Annotated in this window: 22 protein-coding genes; 10 read left to right on the plus strand and 12 right to left on the minus strand. The window is 43.5% G+C overall.

Going from position 1 to position 26,872, the window contains the following annotated elements:
- Positions 1–14 precede the first annotated feature (14 nt).
- Positions 15–4,841, minus strand: coding sequence for a PAS domain-containing protein (locus tag P5674_RS08650; RefSeq protein WP_014275779.1), 4,827 nt, complete (start codon positions 4,839–4,841; stop codon positions 15–17).
- A 200-nt stretch (positions 4,842–5,041) separates the two neighbouring features.
- Here P5674_RS08650 and psb27 point away from each other — a divergent pair, with 200 nt between their 5' ends.
- The 6 genes from psb27 (at position 5,042) to P5674_RS08680 (ending at position 13,428) form a co-directional block, all read left to right on the plus strand.
- A complete protein-coding gene (gene psb27 / locus P5674_RS08655; protein WP_006619318.1) occupies positions 5,042–5,440 on the plus strand; it encodes a photosystem II protein Psb27 in 399 nt (132 codons plus the stop codon).
- Between the two features lie 87 nt (positions 5,441–5,527).
- Positions 5,528–7,087: a family 10 glycosylhydrolase gene (locus P5674_RS08660; protein ID WP_035737827.1), complete on the plus strand. Its 1,560-nt coding sequence runs from the start codon at positions 5,528–5,530 to the stop codon at positions 7,085–7,087.
- Between the two features lie 76 nt (positions 7,088–7,163).
- On the plus strand, positions 7,164–8,009 hold the full coding sequence (locus P5674_RS08665) for a prohibitin family protein (RefSeq protein WP_006619320.1): 846 nt from the start codon (positions 7,164–7,166) through the stop codon (positions 8,007–8,009).
- 88 nt (positions 8,010–8,097) lie between these two features.
- Complete coding sequence (locus tag P5674_RS08670; RefSeq protein ID WP_062945803.1) at positions 8,098–10,038, plus strand: ABC-F family ATP-binding cassette domain-containing protein; 1,941 nt, start codon at positions 8,098–8,100, stop codon at positions 10,036–10,038.
- A gap of 70 nt (positions 10,039–10,108) precedes the next feature.
- Positions 10,109–12,970, plus strand: a complete 2,862-nt coding sequence (locus P5674_RS08675) for a hybrid sensor histidine kinase/response regulator (RefSeq protein ID WP_014275776.1) — start codon at positions 10,109–10,111, stop codon at positions 12,968–12,970.
- A 308-nt stretch (positions 12,971–13,278) separates the two neighbouring features.
- Positions 13,279–13,428, plus strand: a complete 150-nt coding sequence (locus tag P5674_RS08680; protein WP_014275775.1) for a hypothetical protein — start codon at positions 13,279–13,281, stop codon at positions 13,426–13,428.
- On the opposite strand, the gene P5674_RS08685 is transcribed toward P5674_RS08680, so the two are convergent.
- Positions 13,425–13,679 (minus strand): hypothetical protein, encoded by a 255-nt coding sequence (locus P5674_RS08685; RefSeq protein ID WP_315669934.1) that lies wholly within the window; start codon positions 13,677–13,679, stop codon positions 13,425–13,427. The two genes, P5674_RS08680 and P5674_RS08685, sit on opposite strands and share 4 nt — an antisense overlap.
- Positions 13,680–14,109: 430 nt before the next feature.
- Here P5674_RS08685 and P5674_RS08690 point away from each other — a divergent pair, with 430 nt between their 5' ends.
- The gene (locus P5674_RS08690) at positions 14,110–14,772 is read left to right on the plus strand and encodes a calcium-binding protein (protein WP_231852233.1); all 663 of its coding nucleotides are present in this window, start codon (positions 14,110–14,112) and stop codon (positions 14,770–14,772) included.
- A gap of 35 nt (positions 14,773–14,807) precedes the next feature.
- Here P5674_RS08690 and dusA read toward each other — a convergent pair whose 3' ends face one another.
- Positions 14,808–15,824, minus strand: a complete 1,017-nt coding sequence (gene dusA / locus P5674_RS08695) for a tRNA dihydrouridine(20/20a) synthase DusA (protein WP_035737825.1) — start codon at positions 15,822–15,824, stop codon at positions 14,808–14,810.
- Between the two features lie 217 nt (positions 15,825–16,041).
- On the opposite strand from dusA, the gene P5674_RS08700 reads away from it, so the two are divergent.
- Entirely contained in the window at positions 16,042–16,935 is an 894-nt protein-coding gene (locus P5674_RS08700; RefSeq protein WP_014275771.1) for an ATP adenylyltransferase family protein, read from the plus strand.
- On the opposite strand, the gene P5674_RS08705 is transcribed toward P5674_RS08700, so the two are convergent.
- Positions 16,932–17,855 (minus strand): MauE/DoxX family redox-associated membrane protein, encoded by a 924-nt coding sequence (locus tag P5674_RS08705; RefSeq protein WP_043469045.1) that lies wholly within the window; start codon positions 17,853–17,855, stop codon positions 16,932–16,934. The genes P5674_RS08700 and P5674_RS08705 overlap by 4 nt on opposite strands.
- A gap of 331 nt (positions 17,856–18,186) precedes the next feature.
- Between P5674_RS08705 and P5674_RS08710 the strand changes: the two genes are divergently transcribed.
- Positions 18,187–19,146 (plus strand): thermonuclease family protein, encoded by a 960-nt coding sequence (locus P5674_RS08710; RefSeq protein ID WP_006617568.1) that lies wholly within the window; start codon positions 18,187–18,189, stop codon positions 19,144–19,146.
- Between the two features lie 17 nt (positions 19,147–19,163).
- Positions 19,164–19,682: a heme-binding protein gene (locus P5674_RS08715; RefSeq protein WP_006617569.1), complete on the plus strand. Its 519-nt coding sequence runs from the start codon at positions 19,164–19,166 to the stop codon at positions 19,680–19,682.
- A gap of 275 nt (positions 19,683–19,957) precedes the next feature.
- Here the strand turns inward: P5674_RS08715 and cysH are convergent, their stop codons facing one another.
- The 8 genes from cysH to P5674_RS08755 all read right to left on the minus strand — a co-directional run.
- Positions 19,958–20,779, minus strand: a complete 822-nt coding sequence (cysH, locus tag P5674_RS08720; protein WP_014275769.1) for a phosphoadenosine phosphosulfate reductase — start codon at positions 20,777–20,779, stop codon at positions 19,958–19,960.
- 642 nt (positions 20,780–21,421) lie between these two features.
- Positions 21,422–21,814: an RNA-guided endonuclease InsQ/TnpB family protein gene (locus tag P5674_RS08725; protein ID WP_014275768.1), complete on the minus strand. Its 393-nt coding sequence runs from the start codon at positions 21,812–21,814 to the stop codon at positions 21,422–21,424.
- Positions 21,815–21,865: 51 nt separating this feature from the next.
- The gene (locus P5674_RS08730) at positions 21,866–22,441 is read right to left on the minus strand and encodes an RNA-guided endonuclease InsQ/TnpB family protein (RefSeq protein WP_035737818.1); all 576 of its coding nucleotides are present in this window, start codon (positions 22,439–22,441) and stop codon (positions 21,866–21,868) included.
- 310 nt (positions 22,442–22,751) lie between these two features.
- A complete protein-coding gene (locus P5674_RS08735) occupies positions 22,752–23,390 on the minus strand; it encodes a dual OB domain-containing protein (protein WP_231852231.1) in 639 nt (212 codons plus the stop codon).
- 12 nt (positions 23,391–23,402) lie between these two features.
- Positions 23,403–23,858 carry a DUF488 domain-containing protein gene (locus tag P5674_RS08740; RefSeq protein ID WP_006617572.1) on the minus strand — a complete coding sequence of 152 codons (456 nt, stop codon included), beginning with the start codon at positions 23,856–23,858 and terminating at the stop codon, positions 23,403–23,405.
- Entirely contained in the window at positions 23,848–24,483 is a 636-nt protein-coding gene (locus tag P5674_RS08745; protein WP_006617573.1) for a DUF488 domain-containing protein, read from the minus strand. Before P5674_RS08745 ends, P5674_RS08740 begins: the two co-directional genes overlap by 11 nt.
- A gap of 279 nt (positions 24,484–24,762) precedes the next feature.
- Positions 24,763–24,936: a hypothetical protein gene (locus P5674_RS08750; protein WP_234933778.1), complete on the minus strand. Its 174-nt coding sequence runs from the start codon at positions 24,934–24,936 to the stop codon at positions 24,763–24,765.
- Positions 24,937–25,008: 72 nt separating this feature from the next.
- Positions 25,009–26,872: CHAT domain-containing protein (locus P5674_RS08755; protein WP_315642678.1), on the minus strand; the 1,864-nt coding region annotated here is incomplete at its 5' end.

The following is a 26,872-nucleotide window of genomic DNA, read 5'->3' on the forward strand; positions in this document are numbered from 1 at the left end:
TCTCAGGTATTTAACTACAGAAAATCCCAAACCACTATGCGATCGCGTCCTTGGTCTTTTGCCAGATATAAAGCATCATCAGCCAGTCTGAGTAAATCATCTAAAGTTTGGGCGTGTTGTGGGAAACAAGCTACCCCAAAAGAAGCGGTAATTTTGCCGAGATCTCGGCTTTGGTGTTGCAGTTTTAAACCGCGAATTCCCTCACATAAAAACTGGGCGCGATCGCTCGCTATTTCTAGGGTAGTGTCTGGAAAAATTAACGTCATTTCTTCCCCCCCATAACGGCAAGCCGTATCAGAACTTCTGATATTTGTTTGGATGAAATGAGCAATTTCTTGCAAAACTAAGTCCCCAGCTTCATGACCAAAAGTATCATTAAAGCGTTTAAAATGGTCAATATCTATCATGATAATAGATAAGGGTTCATTCTTGCGGTTAGCCTTGGCTAAGGCTTGATTGAGGGTTTCTTGCAGATAGCGACGGTTAAAGAGTCCAGTCAAAGGATCTCGGATACTTTCTAGGCGTAATTGTTCCTGAAGTTTTAAGTTGAATAAAGCCAAAGATAACTGCTCAGTCACAGTGCGCCCTAGTTGTTCGGAAGACTCCATATTAACGAAAGACGATTCAGTAATCATGTATAATAATCCCCAAATTTTGGTTTTGGCAATTAGGGGAATACATAAAGAATATTTAGGTAGCAGTTCAGAATTTATATGATTACAAAATAAACCCGGTTGCTGGTCACTGGCGACATGAATTTTTCCCCTTCGTAACGCCCAACAGTCTTTGAAAGGAAATTTTATCTCCTGATGTGGGAGTTCACCAAATGTAGAAACCACTTCTAAATCCGATTCCGGGCTATTAGGATCTATTACCAATACCGCCCCAGAAAAATCGGGAAAAAGCTGTTTGAGAAATTCCGCAATCGCTTCATATCCCTCCTCAACTGCATCGCAGGCTTGCAGAAATTCAATCATTTTGCTGACAATTTCCATTTCCCGATTTTTTTGCTTGAGATGCTGATAAGTAGTGTGTAATATTTCTTCGGTTTGTTTGCGATCGGTGAAATCTGTAGCAGTCCCTAAAATTTCTTGAACCCGTCCATCTGAATGGCGACTAAAAACGAGATCCCGACTCAGTAACCACCGCCATTCTCCATTGGCTTTTTGAACGCGATATTCTACGGTATATATTTGACCATCTTGTGCTTTGGACATATCTTGAAAGTGTTTTTCGATGATGGGTAAATCTTCAGGATGGATAATTTCATAGAGTAAAGTGCCTCCGGTTTCTTGGATTTTTTCGTAGGTGTATCCTAGGATATCTTGAATATTGCGGTTGATATAAACATTGCGCTTTTTGATGAGGTCGCATATGTACAAAATATTGGGTATATAATCAGTAACTTTCTGAATAAATGTTTTACTGTTTTGGAGTTGTTCAAGCATGAGTTTTCGGGAGGTAATATCTTCAGCAATTCCGGCAAAACGATAGATTTTACCTGATTTATCAGTAACTGGAAAAACCCGCGCTGCTACCCATCTAATTGTACTATCAGGGCGAATAATTCTGTATTCCTCATCAAAAACCAACTTATCCTGAAACTGGCGCTGATATGCTTCTATCACCCGCTGTATATCTTCTGGATGTACAGAATTAATCCAATGTTGAGGGTTTTCGTAGAGACTGGCGCAACTTTGCCCCCAAATTTTCTCGTAGGCAGGATTAATATACAGAATTGTTTGACCATCAAAAGATGTCATAAAAAACACTTCTCGCACTGTTTCAGCAATTTGACGGAATTTTTCCTCGCTTTCTTGGAGGGCAATTTCTGCCTCTTTTTTATCACTAATATCAATCATAATTCCCTGTAGGAATGTGGGGTTCCCTTGGTCATCGAGAACGACTTTGCCGTTATCACGCACCCAGACCACATTTCCTGATCGCGAAAACATCCGATATTCAACACTAAAGTCTTGATTTTCTTGGATACCTTGACGGATTTCTACCAACACGCGATCGCGATCTTCTGGATGCACTAACTCCAGCCAATCCTTACTATTTTTTAACCACTCACTGGCTGAAATACCCAGCCAACGCTGAATTTGAGGACTAATATAAAGTATGCTAAATTTTTCATCTAAATTAGCCGTATAGGTGGCGGCTGGCATTTGTTCAATCAGACGGCGATATTTAGCCTCGGAAGCACTTAACGCCATCTCCGCTTGTCTTTTTTCGGTGATATCAATTACTGAGCCAAATAAGCGTAACGGTTGCTTTTCGGCATCAAATTCTACTCCTCCCATGCCTTGAATATAACGCATTTCTCCACTGGGACGAAATAGACGATATTCTGTATAAAAAGGTTCTCCCGAAGTCAACGATCGCTCCGTATCTTCCGCGTGGCGATCGCGATCATCCGGGTGCATTTTGTCTCGTAATTCTCCTAAAGTCGGTTCCCCTTGGGTCGGCTCCATGCCATAAATCAGGAACACCTCTTCTGACCAGGTAATTTTACCCGAACTTACATTATATTCCCAAGTGCCAATACCCGCTATTTTTTGAGAGTTGAGCAAATCTTGAGTGATTTTATATAATTGATATTCGGTGTGCTTGGCTTGGGTAATATCCTCAGCAATGTAGCAAAACCTCAACTTGTCTAAGCCCGAATTGAGGATAGGCGAAATCGTAACCGATAAGTGATGTTTCCCATCATTTAGGGTGTGAATATACTCAAATTTAATCGGTTTCCCAAGCTGTTGACTTTCCCGATAATGTTGAGACCAAAACTCAATAATTGAGGCGGGTACACCCATTTCACTACACCGGGCATTTTTCAGACATTCAGGACTTACACCCCAAAATTCAGCCGTTGCATTATTACTAAAAATGTGGATAATATCCTCATCTAGGAGTTCTACTACACCCATCATCATGCTGGTGCTATTATAGAAACTAGACAAGATCGCCTCTCGTTCCGCTGCTGCTATTTCTGCTTGTTTGCGTTCGCTAATATCAAAACCATAGCCCACCACTTCTCTGGGTTTTCCCGCCGCATCTAATACTAACCTTAGATGTTCTTGCATCCAGCGATCGCTACCATCCCCATGAAGAAAACGATATTCATAAAAAGATGTGCCCTTGATAAAAACATCACGAACTTTAGCCCAGGCAAAATCTCGGTCTTCGGGATGGATTCTCTCTTCCCAACACTCGACACTTTCTTGAAATTCTTCTGGGGTATATCCTAGGACATTTTTAACATTGCTACTAATGAATGTTATCCTCATAGTTTTCGGGTCACAACTATAGATAATTGCCAAACTTGAATTAAGTAAATCATTCAATCTTTGTTGAGCAAATATTAGCTGTTGTTGAATCTGATTTACTTGATTTATTTCGAGTTCTAGTTGATGATTACTTGCGGCAATTTCAGCGGTTTTTGACTCGACTTTGATTTCCAGGGATGATGCTAATTGGCGATAGGCTTCCTTCTGGGATTCTAACTCTATTTCTGCCCGTTTACGTTCGGTGATATCTTCTCCCGTACCGATTATATATTCCACTTGCCCATCATCATCACATAAAATTGTATTAGACCAGGCAATTAAACGGCGATCGCCTGTTTTCGTCACCCAGTAATTTTCATGATAACTGGGAAAATTCCCCGCTTTTAAATCCTCAAACACCTTTTTGACCGCGTTCACTTCTTCAGGAACTAATAAAATCTCCCAAAAGGGTCTATCTTGAACTTCTTGCCAAGAATATCCCGTAATTTTAACACAGGCTTGATTAAATTTGACGATGTAACCTTGGGTATTTAAAACCACAATTAAAGCCGGAACCGTATCTAAGATAGCCTCGGTAAAATCTCGCTGTTTTTGCAGTTGTTGGTGAGTCTGATGGTGGTCATTCTGCATCTGTTTGAGCCGTTCACCTTGTAATTTATTAACCTGCTGTTGTAGGGCTTCAATGGTATTATAAAGTTCCAGGGGATTAAGAGTTTGCAGTAAACTGGTTTGAGTCAAAATACCCACTAATTGCTGTTGTTGATCACACACCACTAACCGACGGACTCCCCGTTGCTGCATTTGTTCATGGGCTACCCATAAATTTTCTGTGGGGTGCAAACACCATAGGGGGCTACTCATAATGTCAGCCGCCATCACCTGATCAAAATTAAGATCCAGGGCTGAACACTTGACAATATCTCTTTCTGTGACTATTCCTACAGGATGGCACAGGAAACTATCCCCGATTTTGGGTTCAGCAATGACCACACAACTAACCCGATATTCCGCCATCAATTGAGCCAGATGTAAAATAGAAGCGTTAGGGGTAGCATGGAGCACGTCTCGCGTCATGGCTTCGGCGACTTGACGTAATTTGAACAAATCCCCTGGTTGCAAACACTCGCGCAGGGTTTGTGTCGAAATTAATCCCACCAGTTCACCCGTTTTCGACAAAACCGGAAGATGGCGAATCTGATGTTGACGCATCAGGGTAATAGCAGTAAAAATGTCTTGATGGGGTTCTATTGATAGGGTGACTAGATCGCGGGTCATCACCGCCGCTAAGGTTAAATGGTCAAAGCTGCGATATTGGGTAGCCAGGCGGACGAGATCCCTTTCCGTAATTACACCCACCAGTTTTCCCTTTTTTACCGCCAAGACGCAACTTTTCCGGTGTGGCTGAGTTTCCCTGTCAGAGTCACTTTTTGACTGTGGGCTGATCATGGAGATGACCCCCATTAAGGGAGTTTCAGGAGAAGCCGTCAGTGGGTGTCGATCAATTGCCTTATATAACGGCAAATTGGAGAACAGTAGATCTTGGCTAATCATTAGCTTAGTTAGGAAATGGTGAATAGGGATTGATTCTGTGGCACTGGCATCAAATACATTATCCTATGGGCGAATAGCCGGAAACAAAACTAAGAAAGCCGAGGGTGTGATAGCTATTCTAGGTAACACAACCAGACTATGTGAGTGGCTGTTGGCAATTAGAGGTAGGATTGTAGTTAGGTTATTTTGACAGTCTTTTTATGAAATACTTTGTTTCTCGTCTGGTTGCCCTACTGATGGTCGTTACCGTTGCCCTGGTGGGCTGTGGTAACTCACCCGATGGCCTCACAGGAAATTATAGCCAGGATACCTTAGCAGTTGTGAATAGTTTGAGAACTGCGATCGCCTTACCCGAAGATGCCCCAGAAAAGCCCGCCGCCCAAGCGGAAGCCCGGACTCTGATCAATAGTTTCGCTTCCCGCTACCGTCGAGACCCAGCAGTTTCTAGTTCAAGTTCCTTTACTACTATGCGGACGGCCTTAAATGCCCTAGCAGGTCATTACAGTTCCTACCCTAACCGTCCCGTTCCTGATAAACTCAAACAAAGACTAGAACAGGAGTTTAAACAAGTAGAGGCGGCTGTCAAACGCGGCGCTTAACTCCAGCCCACCTGATTTGTGAGTTAACCTAAGCAACTCAATCTGATCTGTAATGATTAAGAGTTGCTTTTATTTGGTATATGTGCTATGGCTAAATCACCGATCGCCTTAAATTGCTTTCACCGTCTGCTGAGTCTCTATAAACCCATGTTAGTGGCTCTATTATTAAGCCTGTTGGCTACTAGCCCAGGGCGATCGCAAACCATAGCCTATTGTCGCCTCTCCCCAGAGGCGATCGCCGAAAAAGAAACCCTGCGCCAAACTGCCTTATCTGGGGATAGCAATGCCCAACAGCAATATAACCAGATCCTGATTCAACACGCCCAAGCTGTATATCGCTGTCGTCAGCAAAGCCGCCCCCAAAATCAAGCCATTTGGTTAAGACTATATAGCTGTGATGCCCAACCCGGAGCCCTCGAAAAACTGTTAGATGACATCATCAACAAAGGCTATAACCAAGTTTACCTAGAAGTATTTTATGACGCTCAGGTGTTACTTCCCGCCGCCAATAACCCCACCCCTTGGCCTTCAGTCATGCGATCGCCCGGTTTAGAACAAGTAGACCTCATGGCGCAAACAATCCAAAAAGGCAGACAACGGGGGCTACAGGTTTACGCCTGGATGTTTATGCTCAACTTTGGTTATACCTACACCCTACTACCTAATCGCGCCGGAGTCCTTGCCGTCAATGGTAGTGGCGAAACCACCGTTACCGCTAATTTAGACGGCACCGCCAGCAACGATTTTGGGGAAAGCTACATCAATCAGGGTTTCGTTGATCCCTATCATCCCACCGCACGACAAGATTTTAATACCCTCCTGAATGCCGTCCTCCGCCGTCGCCCCAGTGGTGTTCTGTTTGACTATGTTCGCTATCCCAGAGGTTTGGGACCTCAATCAGTAGCCAGCCGAGTTAAGGATTTATGGATTTATGGGGATGCTTCCCAGTCCGCCTTGCTGCAACGGGCCAACAACGACCGGGGACGGGAACTGCTACAACGCTATGTTAGCCAGGGTTTTTTGACAGAAAATGATGTTAATCAGATCAATCAAAAGTATCCTGAGCAAGCACAGCCACAGGAAGCACAGCCACAGGAAGCACAGCCACAGGAAAAACTACCCCTGTGGCATGATGAAACGGCCCTACCGGCTCTCAGTGGCATTCCCAGCCTGGGAAATACCTTTAATCAACAATTGTGGCGGTTGAGTGTCGCTCACGCCCAACAGGGGATTCTGGACTTTTTAAATATGTTTAGCCAGCCAGTACAATCGCGCGGCATTCCGGCGGGGGCGGTGTTTTTCCCGGAGGCTAACCGCCGCGTTGGGGAGCAGGGTTTTGATTCCAGGTTGCAACCTTGGGATCGGTTCTCTAGTGCGATCGAATGGCATCCCATGGCCTATGGAGTTTGTGGCACCACAAGCTGTATAGTTGAACAAGTGGCAACTGTTGCTAACCGAGCCCAACCGGGAACTAAAATTATCCCAGCGATCGCCGGAGACTGGGGCAAATCCATTAAAAACCGCCCCCCCCTAGAACATCAGATGCGCGACATTATCAATGCTATTCCCCAAATCCAGTCTATCAGCCATTATTCCTACGATTGGCAAGAACCACAACTTACACGTGATCGTCAATCATGTCGGTAATCAGCAAAACCTTTAAACTAGAAGATGATACTTTCCCCTCTTCTATACTGTCGTTCATAACTAAGGAGTTATAACTTTGAAAAGCGCACAACCCCAACAGGGTTTACCAGCCATTGTTCTGGGAATTATCGTCGCACTGGCTATTCTGATTGGGCTTAATGCTTTTGTAATTATTAATCCTGGTCAAGCCGCCGTGTTAAGTATTCTGGGAAAAGCCCAGGATGGCGCACTACTAGAGGGGTTACACTTTAAGCCGCCCCTAATTTCTGCAGTCGATGTTTATGATGTCACCGTCCAGAAGTTTGAAGTTCCTGCCCAAAGTTCCACCAAGGACCTACAACAACTTTCCGCCAGTTTTGCCATTAACTTCCGCCTCGACCCGGTAAATGTCGTGCAGATCCGCCGGGAACAAGGTACTCTCCAAAATGTGGTATCTAAAATTGTTGCCCCTCAAACCCAGGAATCTTTTAAAATTGCTGCTGCTAAACGTACCATTGAGGAAGCAATTACCCAGCGGGAGCAACTGAAAGCAGATTTTGACGAGGCTCTGGTGTCACGATTAGATAAATATGGCATTATCGTTTTAGATACCAGTGTTGTCGATCTGACTTTCTCCCCCGAATTTGCTCGCGCCGTTGAAGAAAAACAAATCGCTGAACAACGGGCGCGCCGGGCTGTCTATGTCGCCAAAGAAGCTGAACAACAAGCCCAAGCCGACATTAACCGCGCTAAGGGTCGGGCGGAAGCTCAACGCTTATTAGCCGAAACTCTCAAGGCTCAAGGTGGTGAGTTGGTACTGCAAAAAGAGGCGATCGAGGCTTGGCGACAAGGGGGCTCTCAAATGCCTAAAGTCCTGATTTTGGGTGATTCTAAAAGTAAGGTTCCCTTCTTATTCAATGTCGGCGATCTAACCAAATCCTAATCATTGTCACCCAGTTGTTATTTCCTAGTAGGGGCATCCGCCCCTATTTAAACTATTAAGATTTGCCAGTAAAGCCGTTAACTACAATATGAATATATTAACTCTACAATCAGTTCAAAAAGACTTCGGGACTAAAGAAATTCTTAGGGATGCTAACCTGAATTTAGGGGTTATGGATAAGGTGGGTTTAATTGGCACTAATGGTTCCGGAAAATCCACCCTCTTAAAAATGATTGTAGGTAGCGAACATATTGATGGCGGTCAACTCTGGGTTAACCCGAAAATTAAACTTATATATTTGCCTCAACAACCCGAACTTGATGAAAATAACACCGTTTTAGAACAGGTTTTTGCCGATAGTGGTGATAAACTCCATCTGATTCAGGAGTATGAGGAACTTTCCTTAAAAATTGCTAAATTTCCCGATGATGAAAGCCTCATGACTCGCTTTTCCCAAATTATGCAGCGCATGGATGCTAGTAATGCTTGGGAGTTGGAAACTCAGGCTAAAATTATTTTAACTAAATTGGGAATCGAAGATTTTGATGCCACAATTGGCAGCCTTTCGGGAGGATATCGCAAACGTATTGCTTTGGCGGCGGCGCTGTTACGAGAACCCGATGTTTTATTAATGGATGAACCCACTAACCATCTCGATGCTATGTCTGTGGAATGGTTACAGGATTATCTGAATAGTTATCGGGGTGCTTTATTTTTAATTACTCACGATCGCTATTTTTTAGATAAAGTCACCAACCGCATTATTGAAATCGATCGCGGTGATTTATATACCTACTCCGGCAACTATTCCTATTACCTGGAAAAAAAAGCCGGAATGGAAGATGTAGCCGTTAGCCAACAACATAAACATAAAGGGGTTTTGCGCCGAGAATTAGAATGGTTAAAGCGGGGGCCAAAAGCTAGAAGCACTAAGCAAAAAGCCCGGATTCAACGCATTGAAGAAATGCAGGATGTTGAGTTTAAATCTACCCTCGGTAAAGTCGAAATTTCTACCCCTGGTCGCCGCATTGGTAAGAAAGTAATTGAGTTAAAGAATATTGCAAAATCCTATGATGACAAAACTTTGATTAAGGATTTTACCTATACATTTAACCCCCAAGACCGCGTGGGAATTATTGGCAGTAATGGAGTCGGAAAATCTACCCTTTTAGATTTGATTACGGGTCGGGTTCAACCGGACTCGGGAAGTGTCGAAATTGGCAGCACTATTCATATAGGCTATTTTGACCAACATTGTGACAACCTGTTGGAGGCGATGAATGAAAATCAGCGAGTTATTGATTATTTAAAAGAAGTGGCAGAATATGTGACTACCGCTGACGGAACCCAAATTACGGCTTCCCAAATGTTGGAGAGGTTTCTATTTCCTCCCGCCCAACAATATGCTCCCTTAAATAAGCTATCTGGCGGCGAAAAACGGCGTTTGTTTCTATTGCGGGTATTAATGGAAGCACCTAATGTTCTGATTTTAGATGAACCGACTAATGATTTAGATGTGCAGACTCTTTCGGTATTAGAAGAGTATTTAGAGGAGTTTAATGGATGCGCGATTGTCGTATCTCACGATCGCTATTTTTTAGATCGCACCGTCGATATGATTTTCGCCTTTGAGTCTCAGGGAGTCCTCCGTCAATATCCCGGTAATTATTCGGTTTATTTGGACTATAAACAAGCCGAAGAAGCCGAAAAAGCCGCTAAAGCACAATCACAGCAAATCCAGGTTGAGGCTACCCCCAGCCAACCAGAAGCGGAAAAATCCCCCCGCTATTCCTGGGGAAAAGACGGACGGCGCAAACTTTCATCTAAGGAAAAGCGAGAGTATGAAAACCTGGAAAAAGAAATCGCTAAGTTAGAGGAGAAAAAACAGCAGTTAGAGGCGGAACTTTACCAAGCATCATCAACTTCTGTAAGTCGGGTTCAGGAGTTGCACCAGCAAGTTGAGTCTTTGGCGATCGAAATTGATCAGGCGACAGAAAGATGGATGGAGTTGGCAGAAATTGCCAGTTGAGCTTAGAATAGGGGGGGTCTAGGCTTAAAAAATCACCATTTCACTGTAGCATCTTGAGCAAAAAATTATCATGGCTAAGTTAGACCCGCTTCCCGAAATTCTTGATGCCCTAGCCAGGTCAATGGAAAAGCAATTCCAGGGGGGATTATGTTCGATTTTACTATGCGACCACGGGAAACTACACCACGGCGCAGCCCCTAATTTACCCAAGGCTTACTCCGAGGCTTTAGATGGGATGCTCATTGGTCCGGAAGCCGGTTCCTGTGGAAAAGCTGCTTTTTGTCGGGATATTGTCATCGTTGCTGACATTGCTACTGACCCCCTATGGCAAAACTTCAGACATTTAGCCCTAGAATATCAATTGCGGGCTTGTTGGTCGGCTCCGGCGATCGGTAGTGACCAAGAGATTTTAGGAACTTTTGCGGTTTATTTCAAGACCTGTCGCACTCCCCAAAATCAAGACTTAGAAATTCTCAGCCTCAGCGCCCATATTGCCTCTATTGCTATTGAGCGCGATCGCACTACCCAAGCCTTAGCCGACTTAAATCAACAGTTAGAAGTGCGTGTAGAAGAACGTACCGCCGCCCTCCGAGAAAGTGAAGCTAAGTTAGAAGCAATGCTCAATTTTGCTCCGGCGGTAATTTATGTCAAAGACCTACAAGGACGACATATCTTTGTTAACAGAGCATTTCTGAAATTATTTAACTGTACTCTAGCAGATATCATTGGCAAAGTTAACCATGATTTTTACCTCCCCGAAGTGGCTGATGTTTTTGAAAAACATGACCGCATAGTAATTGAATCTTGTCACTTCCATCAGTTTGAGGAAGATGTGAAAATCCATGATAAAAATTATACTTTCCTCTCCCATAAGTTTATCCTGTTTGACCAAAATCAACAACCCTATGCCCTCTGTGGTATTTCCAATGATATTACCCAGCGCCAGGCTTTCTACAATGCCCTCCAACGCAGCCAAGAACAACTCAAGGCAACTTTACAAGCGATTCCTGACCTAGTATTTAGACTGAACAGCCAAGGGGAATATTTGGCTATTTATCCATCCGAATATGTCGGCAATTTAGTAGATACCAAACTAGCCATTGGTTACTCTATTATGGAACTATTACCCCCCCCTATTGCTGCCAAATATAGTCAGGTTACGCAAACCGCCCTAGCCACTAAAACCCTACAAACCTATGAACAAGATGTAGTGATTGATGGAGTTTTGCGCCATGAAGAAGTGCGGGTGGCTCCCTGTGGTGACAATGAGGTAGTTTTTGTAATTAGGGATATTACCGAACAGGAAACAGCACTTAGGGAACGCCAAAAAGCCGCCGACACTATCAAGAAAAGTGAAGACCGATTTGGGCGCATTGCTAATAATATGCCGGGGGTTTTATATCAATATGTTTTGCATCCTGATGGCTCCCATAATTTTATGTATATGAGTGAACGCTGTCAAGAAATTTTTGGCTTAGATGCTGATACAATTACCCGAGATGCTAATCAGTTATTCCAACTTTTTGAAGCGGAAGATTTTATATCTCTAAAAGCATCAATTTTGCTATCTGCTACCACTTTAAACACTTGGTCTTGGGAAGGTAAATTAGTCACTCCATCTGGTGAAAATAAATGGATACAGGGCATTTCTCAACCGGAACGACAAGTTAATGGCGATATTGTTTGGGATGGGGTAGTTGTAGACATCAGTGAACGTAAATTGATGGAAATTGAATTGCAAAAAACTGTAGCCGAGTTAGACCGAGCTACCCGCCTTAAAGATGAGTTTCTGGCGAATATGAGCCATGAACTGCGTACCCCTCTTAATGGGATTTTGGGGATGTCGGAAGCATTAAAAGAAGGAATATTAGGGGCTTTGAACTCTAATCAACATCATGCGATCGCCATGATTGAAAAAAGTGGGAAACACTTACTAGAATTAATTAGCGATATTCTCGATATATCTAAGATAGAAGCGGGGAAACTAGAACTATATTTAACTGAAGTCCGAGTTCAGGAACTCTGTACTTCTAGTTTAACTTTGGTCAATCACTTGGCGTTTACCAAACAAATTAATATAGAGATTAATATTCCCCAAGCATTAGAAAAAACTTTGATAAAAGTAGATAATCGGCGGCTGCGTCAAGTGCTAATTAACTTGCTCAGTAATGCGTTAAAATTTACGCATAAATCTGGTAAAATTAACTTAAATGTGGGCATCAAAACATCTCCTAATGCGGCTATTTCAACTCCTCAATCTATCTATTTTTCAGTGATAGATAACGGAATTGGGATTGCTCCCGATGATTTAAATAAACTGTTTTTACCTTTCACCCAAATTGATAGTAGTCTCAATCGTCAATATAGTGGTACGGGACTCGGATTAGCTTTAGTTAAACAAATCATAGAATTACATGGCGGTTGTGTTGAGGTGAGCAGTCAACTGGGGAAAGGTAGCTGTTTTACAGTTTATTTACCTTATCATAAAACCTCAAATTATCTCACCAATTTACCGGATAAATCTAACTGGCAATTACCGAGTTATTTTACTGTTAATAATCCCAAATCTCCGTTAATTATGTTAGCGCTAAATAACCAACCATTACTGATTACACTGTCTAGTTATCTGGAAGCTAAAGGCTATAGTTTATTGATATCCCAAAATGGACAGGAGGCGATCGCTTTAATCGAATCCCAATCTCCCCAATTAGTTTTAATTGATATTCAAATACCTGTGCTTGATGGTTTAGCAGCCATTACATATATTCGCCAAAATCTCAAGTTAACTAACTTACCAATTATTGCATTAACCGCCTTAGACACCACTGGCGAACCTGAAAAATGCCGAGAAGCTGGAGCTAATGAATATCTAACTAAACCCATTAAATTAAAACAGTTATCCAACCTGATTCAAAACCTTTTGAATTGCTAACAATTACTGTCGATACCTGTCCCGATAACTAGAGCCAGTTAAGTTCACCATCTCCCCTTTTCAATCATAGCAATAAATCCAGCCAAGATGTTAATTTTTGATAAAGTTTCCATCTCATCAGAAACCCTGAGATATAATTGAATTGAGAAGTACAGACCTGATGAGGGTTTGGGTTAGTGGCTGGGGGTTTTATCATGGCTGCGATCGCACAATTTTGGCCATATAAATAGCATCGAATCGACGAGTCAACTACCCTAACCCTAGGTGTACTACCCGGAGTTTTATATTAATTTGGAGGACTACTTACAATGGATGATGAATTTTCCGATTTTGATGAATCTCAACTAGAACGTGATGCGGAAACCGAAACCGAGCTAATTATTCATGATTCGGAAGCCGAAATACAACCAACTTTTGATGATTCGGAACCGGAAATAGAACCAACTTTTGACGATTAGGAAGCCGAAACCGAGCTAATTATTGATGATTCGGAAGCCGAAATACAACCAACTTTTGATGATTCGGAAGCCGAAACCGAGCCTATTGTTGATGATTCGGAACCGGAAATAGAACCAACTTTTGATGATTCGGAGCCGGAAATAGAATCCGAACCGGAAACCGAGCCTATTGTTGATGATTCGGAAACAGAATCCGAACCTGAAACAGAATCCGAATCGGAAACCGAGCCTATTGTTGATGATTCAGACACAGAATCCGAATCGGAAACCGAGCCTATTGTTGATGATTCAGACACAGAATCCGAATCGGAAACCGAGCCTATTGTTGATGATTCAGACACAGAATCCGAATCGGAAACCGAGCCTATTGTTGATGATTCAGACACAGAATCCGAATCGGAAACCGAGCCTATTGCATTAGAACCAGAACCAGAACCGGAGCCTATTGCATTACAACCGCAACCGCAACCGCAACCGCAACCAGAACCAGAACCAGAATTAGAAGCGCAGCCTATTGCATTACAACCGGAACCGGAACCGCAACCGGGACTGTTTTTTGAGGAACCTGTCGCCTCTCAAGAATCTCTTTTCTTTCCGATTCAACTTCCGACTTTTGATGAAACATCAATATCAATAGGACCCGAACAACTGGGAATAGAAGCAATTAATCAATTGATTAATTTGGATAATTTCATCCCAGAAATCCCGGAAGTTTTACCAGGAGGTAATGATGGGTCGATTACTCAACCTTTCCCCAATCAGTGGTTTGGTAGTGACAATAATGATGTAATTATTGGGACAGCATCAGATGAAACTTTGCTAGGTTTTCAAGGTGATGATTTCCTGAACGGTGTCGAGGGAAATAATACTCTGTTTGGTGGTCGGGGTAATGATACCCTAGTTGCTGGTAATGCTGATGATATCTTATTAGGAAATAAGGATGATGATCTGCTATTTGGAGGAAACGGTAATGATTCCCTTTATGGTGGTCAGGGTAATGATACCCTGATCGCAGGTGATGGTAATGATATTTTGTTTGGAGACAAGGGTAATGATATCCTATATGGAGGAGCAAAAGGTACTGATACTCTCGTGGGAGGGGAGGGAAATGATACTTTTGTAATGCTTCCGGGGGAAGGTTACAGCATAGTAAGTGACTTCGATATCAATCAAGATATCATTGTTTTAATCGGTAATCCTGATGACTATCGACTTGAGGTGACACCAACGGAGGTTAATAATGGCACAGCTATTTATATAGCGGGTTCTGACCAACTGGTTGGTATCATAGACCAGGTGATTGATGTGAGTTTAGAAGATAGCAATATCTTCAGTTTTTTCTAGGTTAATCTAGTTGTCAGTGCGATCGCTTTTGGGAGTCAGGGAACCTCGGCTAAAGCGGCTTTAACTACTTCCACGCCAGCGCCGGGAAGGTGTGCGTTTTCGCTTAAATGTCGCTTCCAGGCTTTAGTTCCTGGTTGTCCAGCGAAAAGTTGTAGAATATGGCGGACAACGCTGTTAAGCCGCCCTCCCTGACTTAACCAATTTTCGATATAGGGAAGCATTTGTTCTACTACTTGATGACGGGTGGGTGGGTTGATATTGTCGCCGTAAATTTCTCGGTCGGCGATCGCAAATAAATAGGGATTATCATAGGCGGCGCGACCCATCATTACCGCATCGACTTTTTTTAGTTGTTGTTTCACCTGTTCAAGGGTAGTAAATCCTCCATTAATTTCAATTGTCAAATGGGGAAATTCTGCCTTGAGACGGTGAACATCTCCATAACGCAGGGGGGGTATATTTCGGTTATCTTTGGGGCTTAATCCTTGTAGCCATGCTTTGCGCGCGTGAACGGTAAAACGCTGACACCCAGAGGCGGCGACCACCCGCACAAATGCGGTCATATCTTCATAGCGATCGCGATTATCGATACCAATACGATGCTTAACTGTTACGGGAATATTAACGGCTTTTTTCATGGCTGATATAGCTTCAGCAACTCTTTCGGGTTCCGCCATTAAACAAGCGCCAAAGTTACCATTTTGCACCCGCGCACTCGGACAACCCACGTTCAGGTTAATCTCATCATAACCCCAATCTTCGGCGATTTTAGCACAGGTCGCCAGTTGTTCAGGATCATCTCCCCCAACCTGAAGAGCGAGGGGTTTTTCGACTGGTGAAAAGTCCAGTAATTTGTGGCGATCGCCGTTAATAATTGCCGCACTTGTCACCATTTCTGTATACAGTAGGGGGCGGCGGGTAATTTGTCGCATGAAGTAACGAAAATGGCGATCGGTCCGATCCATCATGGGTGCAATACTCAGGATATGACTTCGATAATTGTCCTCACTTAACCTGGGTTCGCGACTCATGGCTGTCATGTTTACCATCATAGGCTATGCTACAATTAGACTATCTAATAATTGTATACCATTACTGGTTTTTCTGGCAATCTTTCCCCCCCCCAAAATTTAGGCAAACATGACTGGGCGGCATATATTCCCGGCGACATCATCCATATTAATTAAACAGCGATTTCCGCAAATATCACAGCTAAAACTTGATATAATTGCTGGGCTTACTGATGACTTACTGAGTCCATAATTAACCATGCTAGAACCAGGGACATTACTGTTCAAACTTCAACAGCAAACCGCACGGGCTTTAGAGGTCGGTGCATTACAGCCTATTAGCACCCATTACCAAATTGTAGAACAGGCGGAAATCCCTTTTTTGGTCAGGGTGATAGATAATCTACAACGCAAGGCTACAGCCCAGCCAAAGCAGGTCACCACCCAGACCGTCACCGGGGTAGAATTTAATCCTTTTTTACCCTATGATCCTGATTTATTTGTGGAGAATTTATCAGTTACTCATGTGGGTTTACTTAATAAGTTTAATGTCGTCGATTATCATCTGTTAATAGTAACGCGGGATTTTCAAGAACAGGATAGTTTACTAACCTTAGAAGATTTTGAGGCTATGTGGCTGGCTTTGACCGAAATTGACGGTTTAGCCTTCTATAATGGTGGTCGAGAGGCGGGGGCTAGTCAACGCCATAAACACCTTCAACTTGTGCCGTTTCCCCTAATTCCTAATGGGTTAAATGTGCCGATTGAAAAGGCGATCGCATCTAGTATTTTTTCTGGTTCAATTGGTAAAATACCCCCCTTTGAGTTTCGCCATACTTTATCATTATTTGAACCCGGTTTAGTCACTGATTATAAATTAGCCGCCCAAGTCACTTTGGCAGAGTATTTAAAATCATTGGATTTCCTCAAAATCTCAATTAATGATAATGGGAAACCCGCCACACCTTATAACTTATTGGCGACTCGAAATTGGCTGTTAATTATACCGCGATCGCAAGAAACTTTTCACAACATATCCGTTAATTCTTTGGGGTTTGCGGGGGCGCTACTGGTTGGCAATGATGCACAATTGGCACAACTCAAGCAACAACAACCTTTAACCATTCTCAAGTCTGTGGCTTTCCCTATTTAACCCACAGATAGCGCCTGTTTAATGCGTTGAACAAATGATGCAGGCATTCCCGCCACCCATTTTTCTCGGATGATGCCATCTTCCACTATTACAGCGGTGGGGACAGTATCAATTTTTAGGCGATCGTATGCTACGCTATCTAAAGCGACCACCGAAAAATTGAGTTGATGACTATCAACAAACCACCGCATTTCATCATAATTAGTAAACGCCACAACCCCTAAAACATCAGGCAATTCGTGGCAATCATGGACAATTTTTAACACCTGTAACCAGTCCTTACACTGAGGACAGCGGGGACTCATAAAAACGATTAATTTTGAACCCAAACTTAGGTCTAAATTTACCGCTTCCCCTAACCATTGATTTTGCCAAGGTCTGTTGGCTTGAATCGGCGCTAAATCAATTAGTGGATAGCCATGATTATCTAAATACTCTAGGGAAGCCGAGGCGGCTGCATAGCCAATTAAAAACGTGGCTATAACTATCATCCACCGCCATAAAATAGTCCCTTCGTTATAGTTACCAATTAAACCCACACCTAGGCAAATAATATACAGTAAATTCAACAGTAAACTTTGATTAGGGGTGATTTTTAGCCAGCCATTATAACAGCCACAATCTTCCGTTTTTCCCGTCGATGTACTCCAATAAGTTAACCCCGAAAGACCGATTAAAATTATGATACTCAACGGGATGATCATGGCGGGTGTCGCCCCGAAAATTAACGCGCTTCCTATGGTGGCTTCTACGGCTATAAAAGTTATAGTTATCAGTTCAATTAACCGAGAATTAAATAGCCTCAGTTGGGCGATATGTTGGGCGAATTTCCAGGGCTCAATAATTTTGGCGATCGCTGTTAGTAAAAATACACTTCCCACAAATACAATACCAAAATTAGCTAATGTTAGGGATATCATAGTTAAATGATGGTTAAGCATTAATCACAGGAGTTTAGCTTCCTACAGGTCATCCCCGAGTAAACTAGGGACCAGGGGAAACCTAGACTAAGGAAAGGACATCTGACAATTATCTGATCAAACTTGGCATTTTTGGAGATTTAACCTTCCCATATTCATGATATCATTGTTTATCTTCAATAGTAGCTTTACCTCATTTCGGTATCCAGGACTGAGGCGATCGCTTGCTTCTTTTTGAGGGAAACAGACTCCCAATCCTGCTACCTGATTATGGCACTTTTAGCTGAAATTATCGAAGAATGTTGTCAATTACCAGTATAGTTATAGAAAAGTGGGAACTAGAATTAACAACCTACAAGTTACTAAAATTGTAGATGGAGATACTATCAAAGTCTTGCTAAATGGTCGCCGAGAACCTCTGCGATTGCATTGTGTTGATACTGAGGAATCATTTGCTAAAGGTTCCAAACCGGTCACGCAAACCGGAATAGAGGCTTCAGCAATGGCTAAAAAATACTTCACAGAAGCTGATGGAACATTAACTAAAGTGGATTTGGAATTTGATAGTGATGATTCCTTAGAAGTCTGTTTAGACAAATACCGAGATACCTATGGTCGCTTGATTTGCTATGTTCATAAAGGCGATGATCATTATAACTTGCGATTAATTCAAGAAGGTTGGAGTCCCTATTATATTAAATATGGGCGATCGCAATTTTATCACCGCCAAATGATGGAAGCAGAAGCGATCGCTCAAGCCCATAATCGCATTATTTGGGATCGCAATTTACCTCAAAATAAGCCCTTTCGTGATTATGAACTCTTAAACTGTTGGTGGTCATTAAGGGATGGTATTATTCAAGATTATCGCCATCATGGAAAAACAGCCGGAGTTCTTTCTGTCCGTTTTGACTATCCCGAAATTCTAGCCGCCGCCGCTAGTAAACAATGGATTACTATATTTTGTGATTTACAAGATGGTATCACCAAATGGATTGGTAATAGCGCCTTAATTCATACCGGCTCAAAAGACCATATTATCAAGTTATGGATACCAGAAGCCAAAAGCGAGAAAAATGCACCCATTGTCCGATTAATCAATCGTCGCTATGCTGGTCTGGGGCGAGGATATGTTTATATTAGCGGTCGAGTTATTATGTATCGAGACAAACCCGAAATCACCATAAATCACCCACAGCAATTATCAGATTTTTGTCCCACACCACATCACTTACAGCAATTGATAACACTTGAGGAACCTGATCATGTACAATCACAGATAATTGTTTAATCTAGGAGTTAATCAAAATGCCAGCCGATTTACCCAAAGGGTTCCCAGAACCTACAGACATTGGAACTATTGAAGTTAAAAAATACCCCCATTATCGGGCTGTTACCTATCGCCACCAGGGAGATTTAACCGTCGCCACCCGCATGGCATTTAACCCCCTATTCCAACATATTAGCACTAATAATATCGCCATGACAACCCCCGTCGAGGCGCGATATTTACAGGAGGGTTCCTGGGAAGAAACATCAGCGGCGGATGTCTCTTTTTTATACTCTCAACCCGAAATTAATCCCCAAACTGTTGATGCTGATGTCACCGTCACAGATACCCCAGAAATGATGGTAGTTAGCATTGGGATTCAAGGTCCTTATACTTGGGAAAGCTACCAAATACATTTGGATAAATTGAAAGACTGGCTACAACAACATCCAGAATATCAAATTTTTGGACCCCCAAGACGCTTGTTTTATAATTCCCCTATGACTCCCCCTTATTTAAAATATAGTGAAGTACAAATTCCCATTACCCCTCGTTAACCGCTGAGGGTTGACAAGTTTTAGAGACTCATGATAAGATATTGACATATACTTTTTATATAATCGAAATCTGTATCCGAATAAAAAAAATGTATATATTCCCATTCTCTAAATGATACCACCAAACGAATCAGAAATCAAGGAGCGACCTCTCAAAAAAAATTTCGCAACATTTCTTAATTTTTTGTTACAAAAGTTAACATAAAGTTAACATAATTATTATAGACGGAAGCCGGGGAATCGCCCTGGGTGTCACCATAATAGGCGAGACCATGTTACAGGGAACTAGAATCCAAACTCTTGGCTTCTTCGTCGCTTTTGGGAAGGTGTAAGCCACACTCTTGTTTAAGTCCCCGGAACCGGGTATCACGATCGCTTTCATCACTATCCGTCACTGGGCGACTGGAATGCCAATCACCAACAGTAGTGTAACCCAGGTCGAAATAGGGATGATAGGGGAGGTCGTGGGCGGTTAGATATTTATAGACATCGCGGGAATGCCAATTGAGAATCGGGTAAACCTTATAACGACCCGATTGGTAATCAATACAACGTAAAGTTTTGCGGTGTGCGGTCTGATCAGCCCTAAGTCCCGCCAACCAAGCCGTAGCCCCAAGTTCATTTAAAGCCCGTTGCATAGGTTCAACCTTGCGGATTTGGTCATAGCGGTTAAAGGCTTCGAGATCATTGTGTTCCCACAGACGACCATAAAGGGCTTCCATCCTAGCCGGAGACATGGAAGATTGATAAACTTTCAGATTGAGTTGGAGGCGCTTAGTCAATTCTTCAGCAAAGCGGTAAGTTTCAAGGGGAAGATAACCCGTATCGACCCAAATCACCGGAATATCTGGAACTACCTGGGTAACTAGATGTAGCATCACCGCCGATTGGATGCCGAAACTGGTACTCATCAACAACCCTGAGCCAAAAGTGTCCGCAGCCCATGTCACAATATCAGTAGCATTAGCATTTGTGAGGTGATCGTTAATGCTATCGAGATCCAGTTGCTCTAAAGTGCGATCGTCACAGCACCCGTTTTGGTCTGACGGGATAGATGCAGATTGTCCGTTGGAATTAATTAGACTCAAATTCGTCATCTTTTTTCCCTCCTAGAGACCCCCGCCATAGCTGTATTCAGCTGGGCTGGCTGCCGGAGTAAACGAGGGGCAGCACTTAGTTGGCATACGAATAACCATCCTTCTTGTGAATATTTGACTCTCTCCACGCTAAAGCAACGGAGATTCGGGAATGAACCAAAAGTTCTCACAGGCGTAGTCAAAGCGCCCCTATAGGTAACCATAAGGCTTCCCTTTACTTTTTTTCGATGTCCCTTTTGCCTCTCGCCGATGAAACCACTTTGCTACCGACATTTCTGCATTATGCAAGTCTGCCCTCACGGGATGTTAAGCCCCTTTCATTCGGGTCTTAGAGAAGGCAGTTATATGATACCATAGCACCCGCTGGCGTAAGCACGCCTGTCGCTTTTCCTCCCCGTTAAAGAGACGGGGCTACCAAGCCACCGAGCTTTCAGCGTGTTGAGATCTTAAAACTTCCAGCAGTAGCCGTGGTGCAACCCACAGAATCAATCGTCCGGTATGATGACTTATCCGCAGTCCCCACAGCGGGTTTAGGCATAACCCAAACAAATCTTACCCCAAAATTCCCTGAGCAACTACCCTTGTTTTGACGCTCCCCGCTCTAAATAGACGGGGATTCTTCATTCATAGACTTGCCATAATTTAGCAGGATTTCTCCAACCAAACTAGAGGGCAAATCTCTGAAGCTTGAGATTTGGTGCGCCCCACCATACTTAATCCTTTTGGCAATATGTTTAAAGCAGCGTTTCTATCACGGAAGTCTGTATATCTGCAATGAGGGCAGACATGAGTGCGAGTAGATAACGACTTTTCTGCCCTTTGGTCACAATTAGAACAATTCTGAGAAGTATTATGGGGTGGAACAGCAATAACCAATTTGCCATACTTATCCCCAAAATACCCTAGCCATCGTTTAAAAGTAGCCCATCCTGCATCGGTTATCGACTTGGCTAAACGATGATTTCTAACCATACCTCGAACATTCAAGTCTTCACAAACTACCAAACCGTTAGATTGGACTAAACGGAGTGCCACGCTTTTGACAAACTCTTCTCGCTGTCTGCTTACTCTTAAATGTTTTTGGGCCTAAGGAGTTAAAGGGGTTATGGTATCTCTAGGATCTAATTTGATGGAGAATTGAACATAATATCCATCTGCTTGTCTAATAATCCTCACTCGCTTAATCTGTTCAGGCTGATAGTAATTAATATCCCTAGAGCCTATCAGCTTGAGCTTACCAATACCTTTTTTGTCGGTAAAAGTGATCTGCGGTTTATTGTCTGATAGTTTCCATCCAGAGACTTTATATTCTACCGAACGAGAATGTTTTTTGAATCTTGGATACCCCTTCTTCCCCTTGACCTGGTTTTGGCAATTCTCGTAAAAACGAGTAATCGCACCGAGAACTCTTTCAACTGCCGTTTGACAAGCATGATAGTTTAAATCTTTGACCAAATCAAACACCTTCCGCAGTGCTGTGTTGCATCGAAATAAGTCAACCTTACCTATGCCACGATTGTCCATCCAATAACGAAGCACCTTATTGCCGACAAACTGTGCTGTCCGTATTGCTTCATCAATGGCTTCGACTTGATGTGGCTTGGGTTTGACTTTGTATTCGATCACCAACATTTTGACACTGTACGCGCTGGTATCAGCCATTATAGCCTAAAAAATAAACGCGGGTTAAAACCCGCGAGTCGCCCTAACCCTCCCTTGAAAGACGAGGGCTTGCGGGCATCCCGTGTGATTTTCGTCAGATCCATAGCCAAAATTTTGGTGAAAATTTCTTGATTTCCTCCACAAGATCTTCACAATCTCATGGTTTGATGAGAATTAACTACTTTAGTAAACCGCCAGCACCCCTTTTATAAAATCGCTGGCCTATATTATCAAAGCATAGCCTGAGTCCATCGGACTTGGGCTATGTTGTCTGCGAGGAAAAAGTTGGTTTTTGCCGGGGCGGGTTTATTTACAGCTCCAGAACAGCAACCACTAGCCTGTAACATAGAAGTTCATCATCAGAATTCGGCTTTTTCCAAGGTTGAGAAAGGCTAAGAACCACCAGACATTCAGGACTTAAAATATAGTCATTGTCTAGTTTAGTACAAAGCTCTGGATCAGTCACGTTCAAGACTAAGCTGTGACCGCCCTGTAAAGGAATTTCCCCTTTCCATTTGCCGTAATTATTGCGCCAAGTTTCAAACCCGTCAACCTTGACTATTTGTAATGTACGTCTTTGATGGCGAGGCAATGAAGATATGTATGAATAGGGGATAGCATTCAGCCAATCATGACGATGACTATGAATAATTTCATCATCACAATAACAAACTACGTCCGTAGGGCTAACTCTGCCAACGTGCTTCCAGGAACCCCTTAAAATCAGTCGATTCTCACATTCATATCCATTTCCTGTATCACTTAGAGGTATATCAACAATATCTAGTGGTTGGATAAGCCTTCCATTAATCTGAGACATATTTACCGGAATGCGACCATCATCGAAGCTAGTCACAGGACGAACCCATTTCCCTGTAGATATTTCTATCCCAGCAATACAACGGTCATTGTGCTTCCGAGAATTAGCAAGACAAATTAACTTTGACATCATCCTTACCACTTATAGGTGATGAATGTTTACATTTCCCCATTTTTGGTTTAAGTATTCCGCAACTAAGCGACGATGACAGTTATGAGGTTTAGCCTCACTGCAAAGCAAACAAGCCCCATCAGCTAAATCTGGGGACAGCTTTTTTTCGATTTCACGATCCGCCATCAGCTTTAAAAATTTCTGCTCATATATCGACCAATCTCCCTTTTTCTTTTTATACTCATCAAGAATATCTTTGGTGGGAGCCAAGTCTAAAATATGCACATAATCAATATCGTCGATAGTTTTCAAGAAATACTCTAAGTCTGCTCTTTTGGCGAATCCAGCTAATTGAGATACATTATTTAAACGAGTGTCTATAACTTTCTTAACACCTGCTTTTTTCAGAGTTTCAAAGAAAATTTGTGCGCTTTTTTGAGTGAAACCTATGGTGAATAAATCCACCTGATTTTTCTTAGTTTTCATGGGTCTTATTTTCCTTTTCTACATAAGCAATCTCATCCCCCTGAAGTTGATAAGCTTGGCTCAAGCATTCTTCTCTTGTTGGTAAACTCTTTGGGGAAAATAGGGAAAGCTGAACTTCTTGTGCATCGCCAAAATCCCTAAAACCATGCTTAACAAGCATTCTATCTTCCAAATGCTCATGAGATTCTAAATCCCCATTCTTTAGGATGTGATTTATAGGGATATCAAAATCCCGTAAGTGCTGACAGACCAAGATGGCTCGGTGACAGGTTAATGGATCTTGTTCAGCACACATCAGCGAAATCTTATGTTTTTTCAAACCTTTATGAAGTCGCTTAATTCCTTGGTGAAAAGCATCTGTAAGAGCAATTCTTTCATATACTGCTTTACCATTGATATAGCAGTCGGGGTTACTAGGTCTTGCACCCAGTTCCCGTCCCAGAAAAACATATTGAATTCCTTGTTGAGCGAGAAACTCTTGTAGGGATGAGCGATTGAAATGTGACAAGAATCGGCTGTAGGGATGTGAACGTACATCAGCAACAGCGGTTACTCGATGCTTTTGGAGTAGGGAGATGAAAGCATCTATCTCATGATTAGAGTGACCGATACTGAATAACTCCATACTGATCCTCTGTTGCTACCTAGTCATACTATTTTATTTGGCGTTCATTGTCTATGAACCCTCATTATTATGGTAGTACAGACCGGCTTGGCTTGTCAATCTTAACCAGTTTCCAGATCAGCTATAGGAGAGATATCTAAGTATTAATCAGACAACGGCAACTCAGCACAACTACGATCGCCCTATGCCCTATGCCCTATGCCCTATGCCCTATGCCTTATGCCCTATGCCAATTATCCCCCCCATTAGCTTCCCAGGGAAAAGCGATCGCTTAGGGGATTAACGGAGAACTAGAGGCAAAATACCAATGGCTTGGGTGTTATCTTCTGCGAGGCGATCGCCATTTACAGCCACAAATTCCTTAAACTTCTCCCCATCTTTGATTGGGGATAATTGAATGTATTTTCCCGGTTTTATTATAGGCGATCGCCTGTGCGTAGCACATACTGCCATCAGCGGTTTTCTGATATTTTGATCAACTGACCTAATCATAACCTGTAACTACGTCAACGCGCAGCGCTATAATTATCCCGACGGGCCGGCGATCGCCACAAAAGCCGCCCAGTAGTGAGGAGACTCAAAGGGCGGGTCATCAAATAAACTCAAACGGTCTTCCACTTCTTCCAACTCTTCCTCCGTCGCTTTGAACTCATGTTTGAGCCAGTCAAGAACATCATCACAAGATAACCCCCGTAACCAGGTTTGAGCCGCTTGCAGGGCAGCCGTAACCGAGGGATAGTCGGGTAAAATTTGATAGAGGCGCAGCGTCACCAGAGTCGCCGCCAGTTCATCCACATTCCAGAGACTGGCGACCACCGTTCGCGCTCCGGTCAATAAAAAGGCACTGGATAATCCCAGATAGTCATCCGTGAGGGAGGTTTCCACCAAGCCCGTTTGGCTAGAACAGAGAACCAGGAGGCGACACACTGGAAGACTAAGACTGGTAACAATATCCACAAAGGTCAGCTTTTCCCCATTCGCCAGTCTCAGATAGGCGTTGAGGGGGTTGCAAACGTCAAATTCACCGTGACAGGCAAAGTGGACCGCGTGACTCTGCTCAAGAAAGGTTTGGGTGTCGGGTTCAGTTAAATTAGCCAGTCGGGCTTGGTCATGGCGCAAGACTTGATGGGGGCTAAATTTCCGGCACAACAGTTCCACCCCTAAATTTTCATAGTCGAGGTCTTCTGTCGGGTTTTGAATGGCGAAGAAGGGGGCTATTTCCCGGTTGACGGGGGGAAGGTTTTGGAGGTAGTTGAGAATTTGACAACTGGGGGCATATTGCACCGGGAACCAGTCTTGCAGGGGTTTGGTTTCACTCCCAGAAGGCGAGGGGAGAGAGACGGGGAGAGCGTGGAGGGGAATGAGGTGCAGTTCCCGGTGGGGAATCAGGATGAGGTGTTGAATCTCCGATAATTCAGCCAGCAGGCGGGGGAGTTGCAGGGCGGCGCTGAGGGTTTCCAGGCGTTGGGGGAGTTGCTGATTCCAGGAGGGTTTTCCGTAGTCGCTGCGGTAGTCCTTTAGGGCTTGGTCGAGGTGTTGACGGTCTTCGGCGCTGAAGTGGTGGGGAGTAATCTGGATTTGCTGGTCTCGGCGGCGAGTGACGAGGAAGGCGTAAAATCCGGATTCCGCTTCACTGGGGAGATACCACTCGATGAGGGCAGTTTGGGGCGGCAGGAGGCGGCGTAAGTCCGGGAGTTGGGCGGGGACTTGTGCGGTGAGGGTGAAGTTGGGGTCGTCGAGTTCCGTGAGCAGGTCTTGGAGTTGCTCGTTAGCGGATTGGAGTTGTTGGCGGATGAGGGTTTCGGGTGAGGGTTGGTTGAGGTTGTTTTCGGTGGTGGGGGTGTAGGCGAGTTGTTGTTGGTAGCTGCCGATTTGACGGCGCAGGTCGCTGATGCGTTGTTTTTGTGCGTTGGTGGCGTTTTTGGGGTAGAGGTTGGCGCTGTCGAGGAGTTCGAGGAGGGTGCGGGATTTACTGCGTTCGACGGTGAGCAAGGCTTGGGGGTAGTCTTGGTTGTTGATGCAGGCTTGCACCATGTTTTCATAGATATCGAGGGAGTTGGCGACGAGTTCCCGTTTGGTGGCTTCGGAGGTGGCCCAGTAGCGGCTTTGTTCAATGGCAAGGATAGCTTGGTTGTAGCCTTCGATGGTGGTTTCCCAGTTTTGGAGGTCAAAGGCAATATTGCCCAAATTGCGACCGAGTTCCAAGGCTTCTAAGGGGAATCTGTCTGGGGAACAAATGGCTAAACCCGCTCTCCAGGCGGCAATGGCTTCGGGAATTTTATTTAATTGCCGATGGACAAATGCCAGAGAATTGTAACTGATGCCCATGCCTAAGCGATCGCCCAATTCGGTTCTCAATTCCAAAGATTGCCGATACAGACGCTCCGCG

Origin of the sequence: Limnospira sp. PMC 289.06 (assembly GCF_032350395.1) — a bacterium.
GTDB lineage: Bacteria > Cyanobacteriota > Cyanobacteriia > Cyanobacteriales > Microcoleaceae > Limnospira > Limnospira platensis.

Excerpts from the sequence above, each read along its gene's own strand:
- P5674_RS08650 (WP_014275779.1), bottom strand. The coding sequence starts at position 4,841 with ATGATTAGCCAAGATCTACTGTTCTCCAATTTGCCGTTATATAAGGCA.
- psb27 (WP_006619318.1), top strand. The coding sequence starts at position 5,042 with ATGAAATACTTTGTTTCTCGTCTGGTTGCCCTACTGATGGTCGTTACC.
- P5674_RS08660 (WP_035737827.1), top strand. The coding sequence starts at position 5,528 with ATGGCTAAATCACCGATCGCCTTAAATTGCTTTCACCGTCTGCTGAGT.
- P5674_RS08670 (WP_062945803.1), top strand. The coding sequence starts at position 8,098 with ATGAATATATTAACTCTACAATCAGTTCAAAAAGACTTCGGGACTAAA.
- P5674_RS08675 (WP_014275776.1), top strand. The coding sequence starts at position 10,109 with ATGGCTAAGTTAGACCCGCTTCCCGAAATTCTTGATGCCCTAGCCAGG.
- P5674_RS08680 (WP_014275775.1), top strand. The coding sequence starts at position 13,279 with ATGGATGATGAATTTTCCGATTTTGATGAATCTCAACTAGAACGTGAT.
- dusA (WP_035737825.1), bottom strand. The coding sequence starts at position 15,824 with ATGATGGTAAACATGACAGCCATGAGTCGCGAACCCAGGTTAAGTGAG.
- P5674_RS08700 (WP_014275771.1), top strand. The coding sequence starts at position 16,042 with ATGCTAGAACCAGGGACATTACTGTTCAAACTTCAACAGCAAACCGCA.
- P5674_RS08705 (WP_043469045.1), bottom strand. The coding sequence starts at position 17,855 with ATGATATCCCTAACATTAGCTAATTTTGGTATTGTATTTGTGGGAAGT.
- P5674_RS08715 (WP_006617569.1), top strand. The coding sequence starts at position 19,164 with ATGCCAGCCGATTTACCCAAAGGGTTCCCAGAACCTACAGACATTGGA.
- cysH (WP_014275769.1), bottom strand. The coding sequence starts at position 20,779 with ATGACGAATTTGAGTCTAATTAATTCCAACGGACAATCTGCATCTATC.
- P5674_RS08730 (WP_035737818.1), bottom strand. The coding sequence starts at position 22,441 with ATGGCTGATACCAGCGCGTACAGTGTCAAAATGTTGGTGATCGAATAC.
- P5674_RS08735 (WP_231852231.1), bottom strand. The coding sequence starts at position 23,390 with ATGTCAAAGTTAATTTGTCTTGCTAATTCTCGGAAGCACAATGACCGT.
- P5674_RS08740 (WP_006617572.1), bottom strand. The coding sequence starts at position 23,858 with ATGAAAACTAAGAAAAATCAGGTGGATTTATTCACCATAGGTTTCACT.
- P5674_RS08745 (WP_006617573.1), bottom strand. The coding sequence starts at position 24,483 with ATGGAGTTATTCAGTATCGGTCACTCTAATCATGAGATAGATGCTTTC.
- P5674_RS08750 (WP_234933778.1), bottom strand. The coding sequence starts at position 24,936 with ATGGCAGTATGTGCTACGCACAGGCGATCGCCTATAATAAAACCGGGA.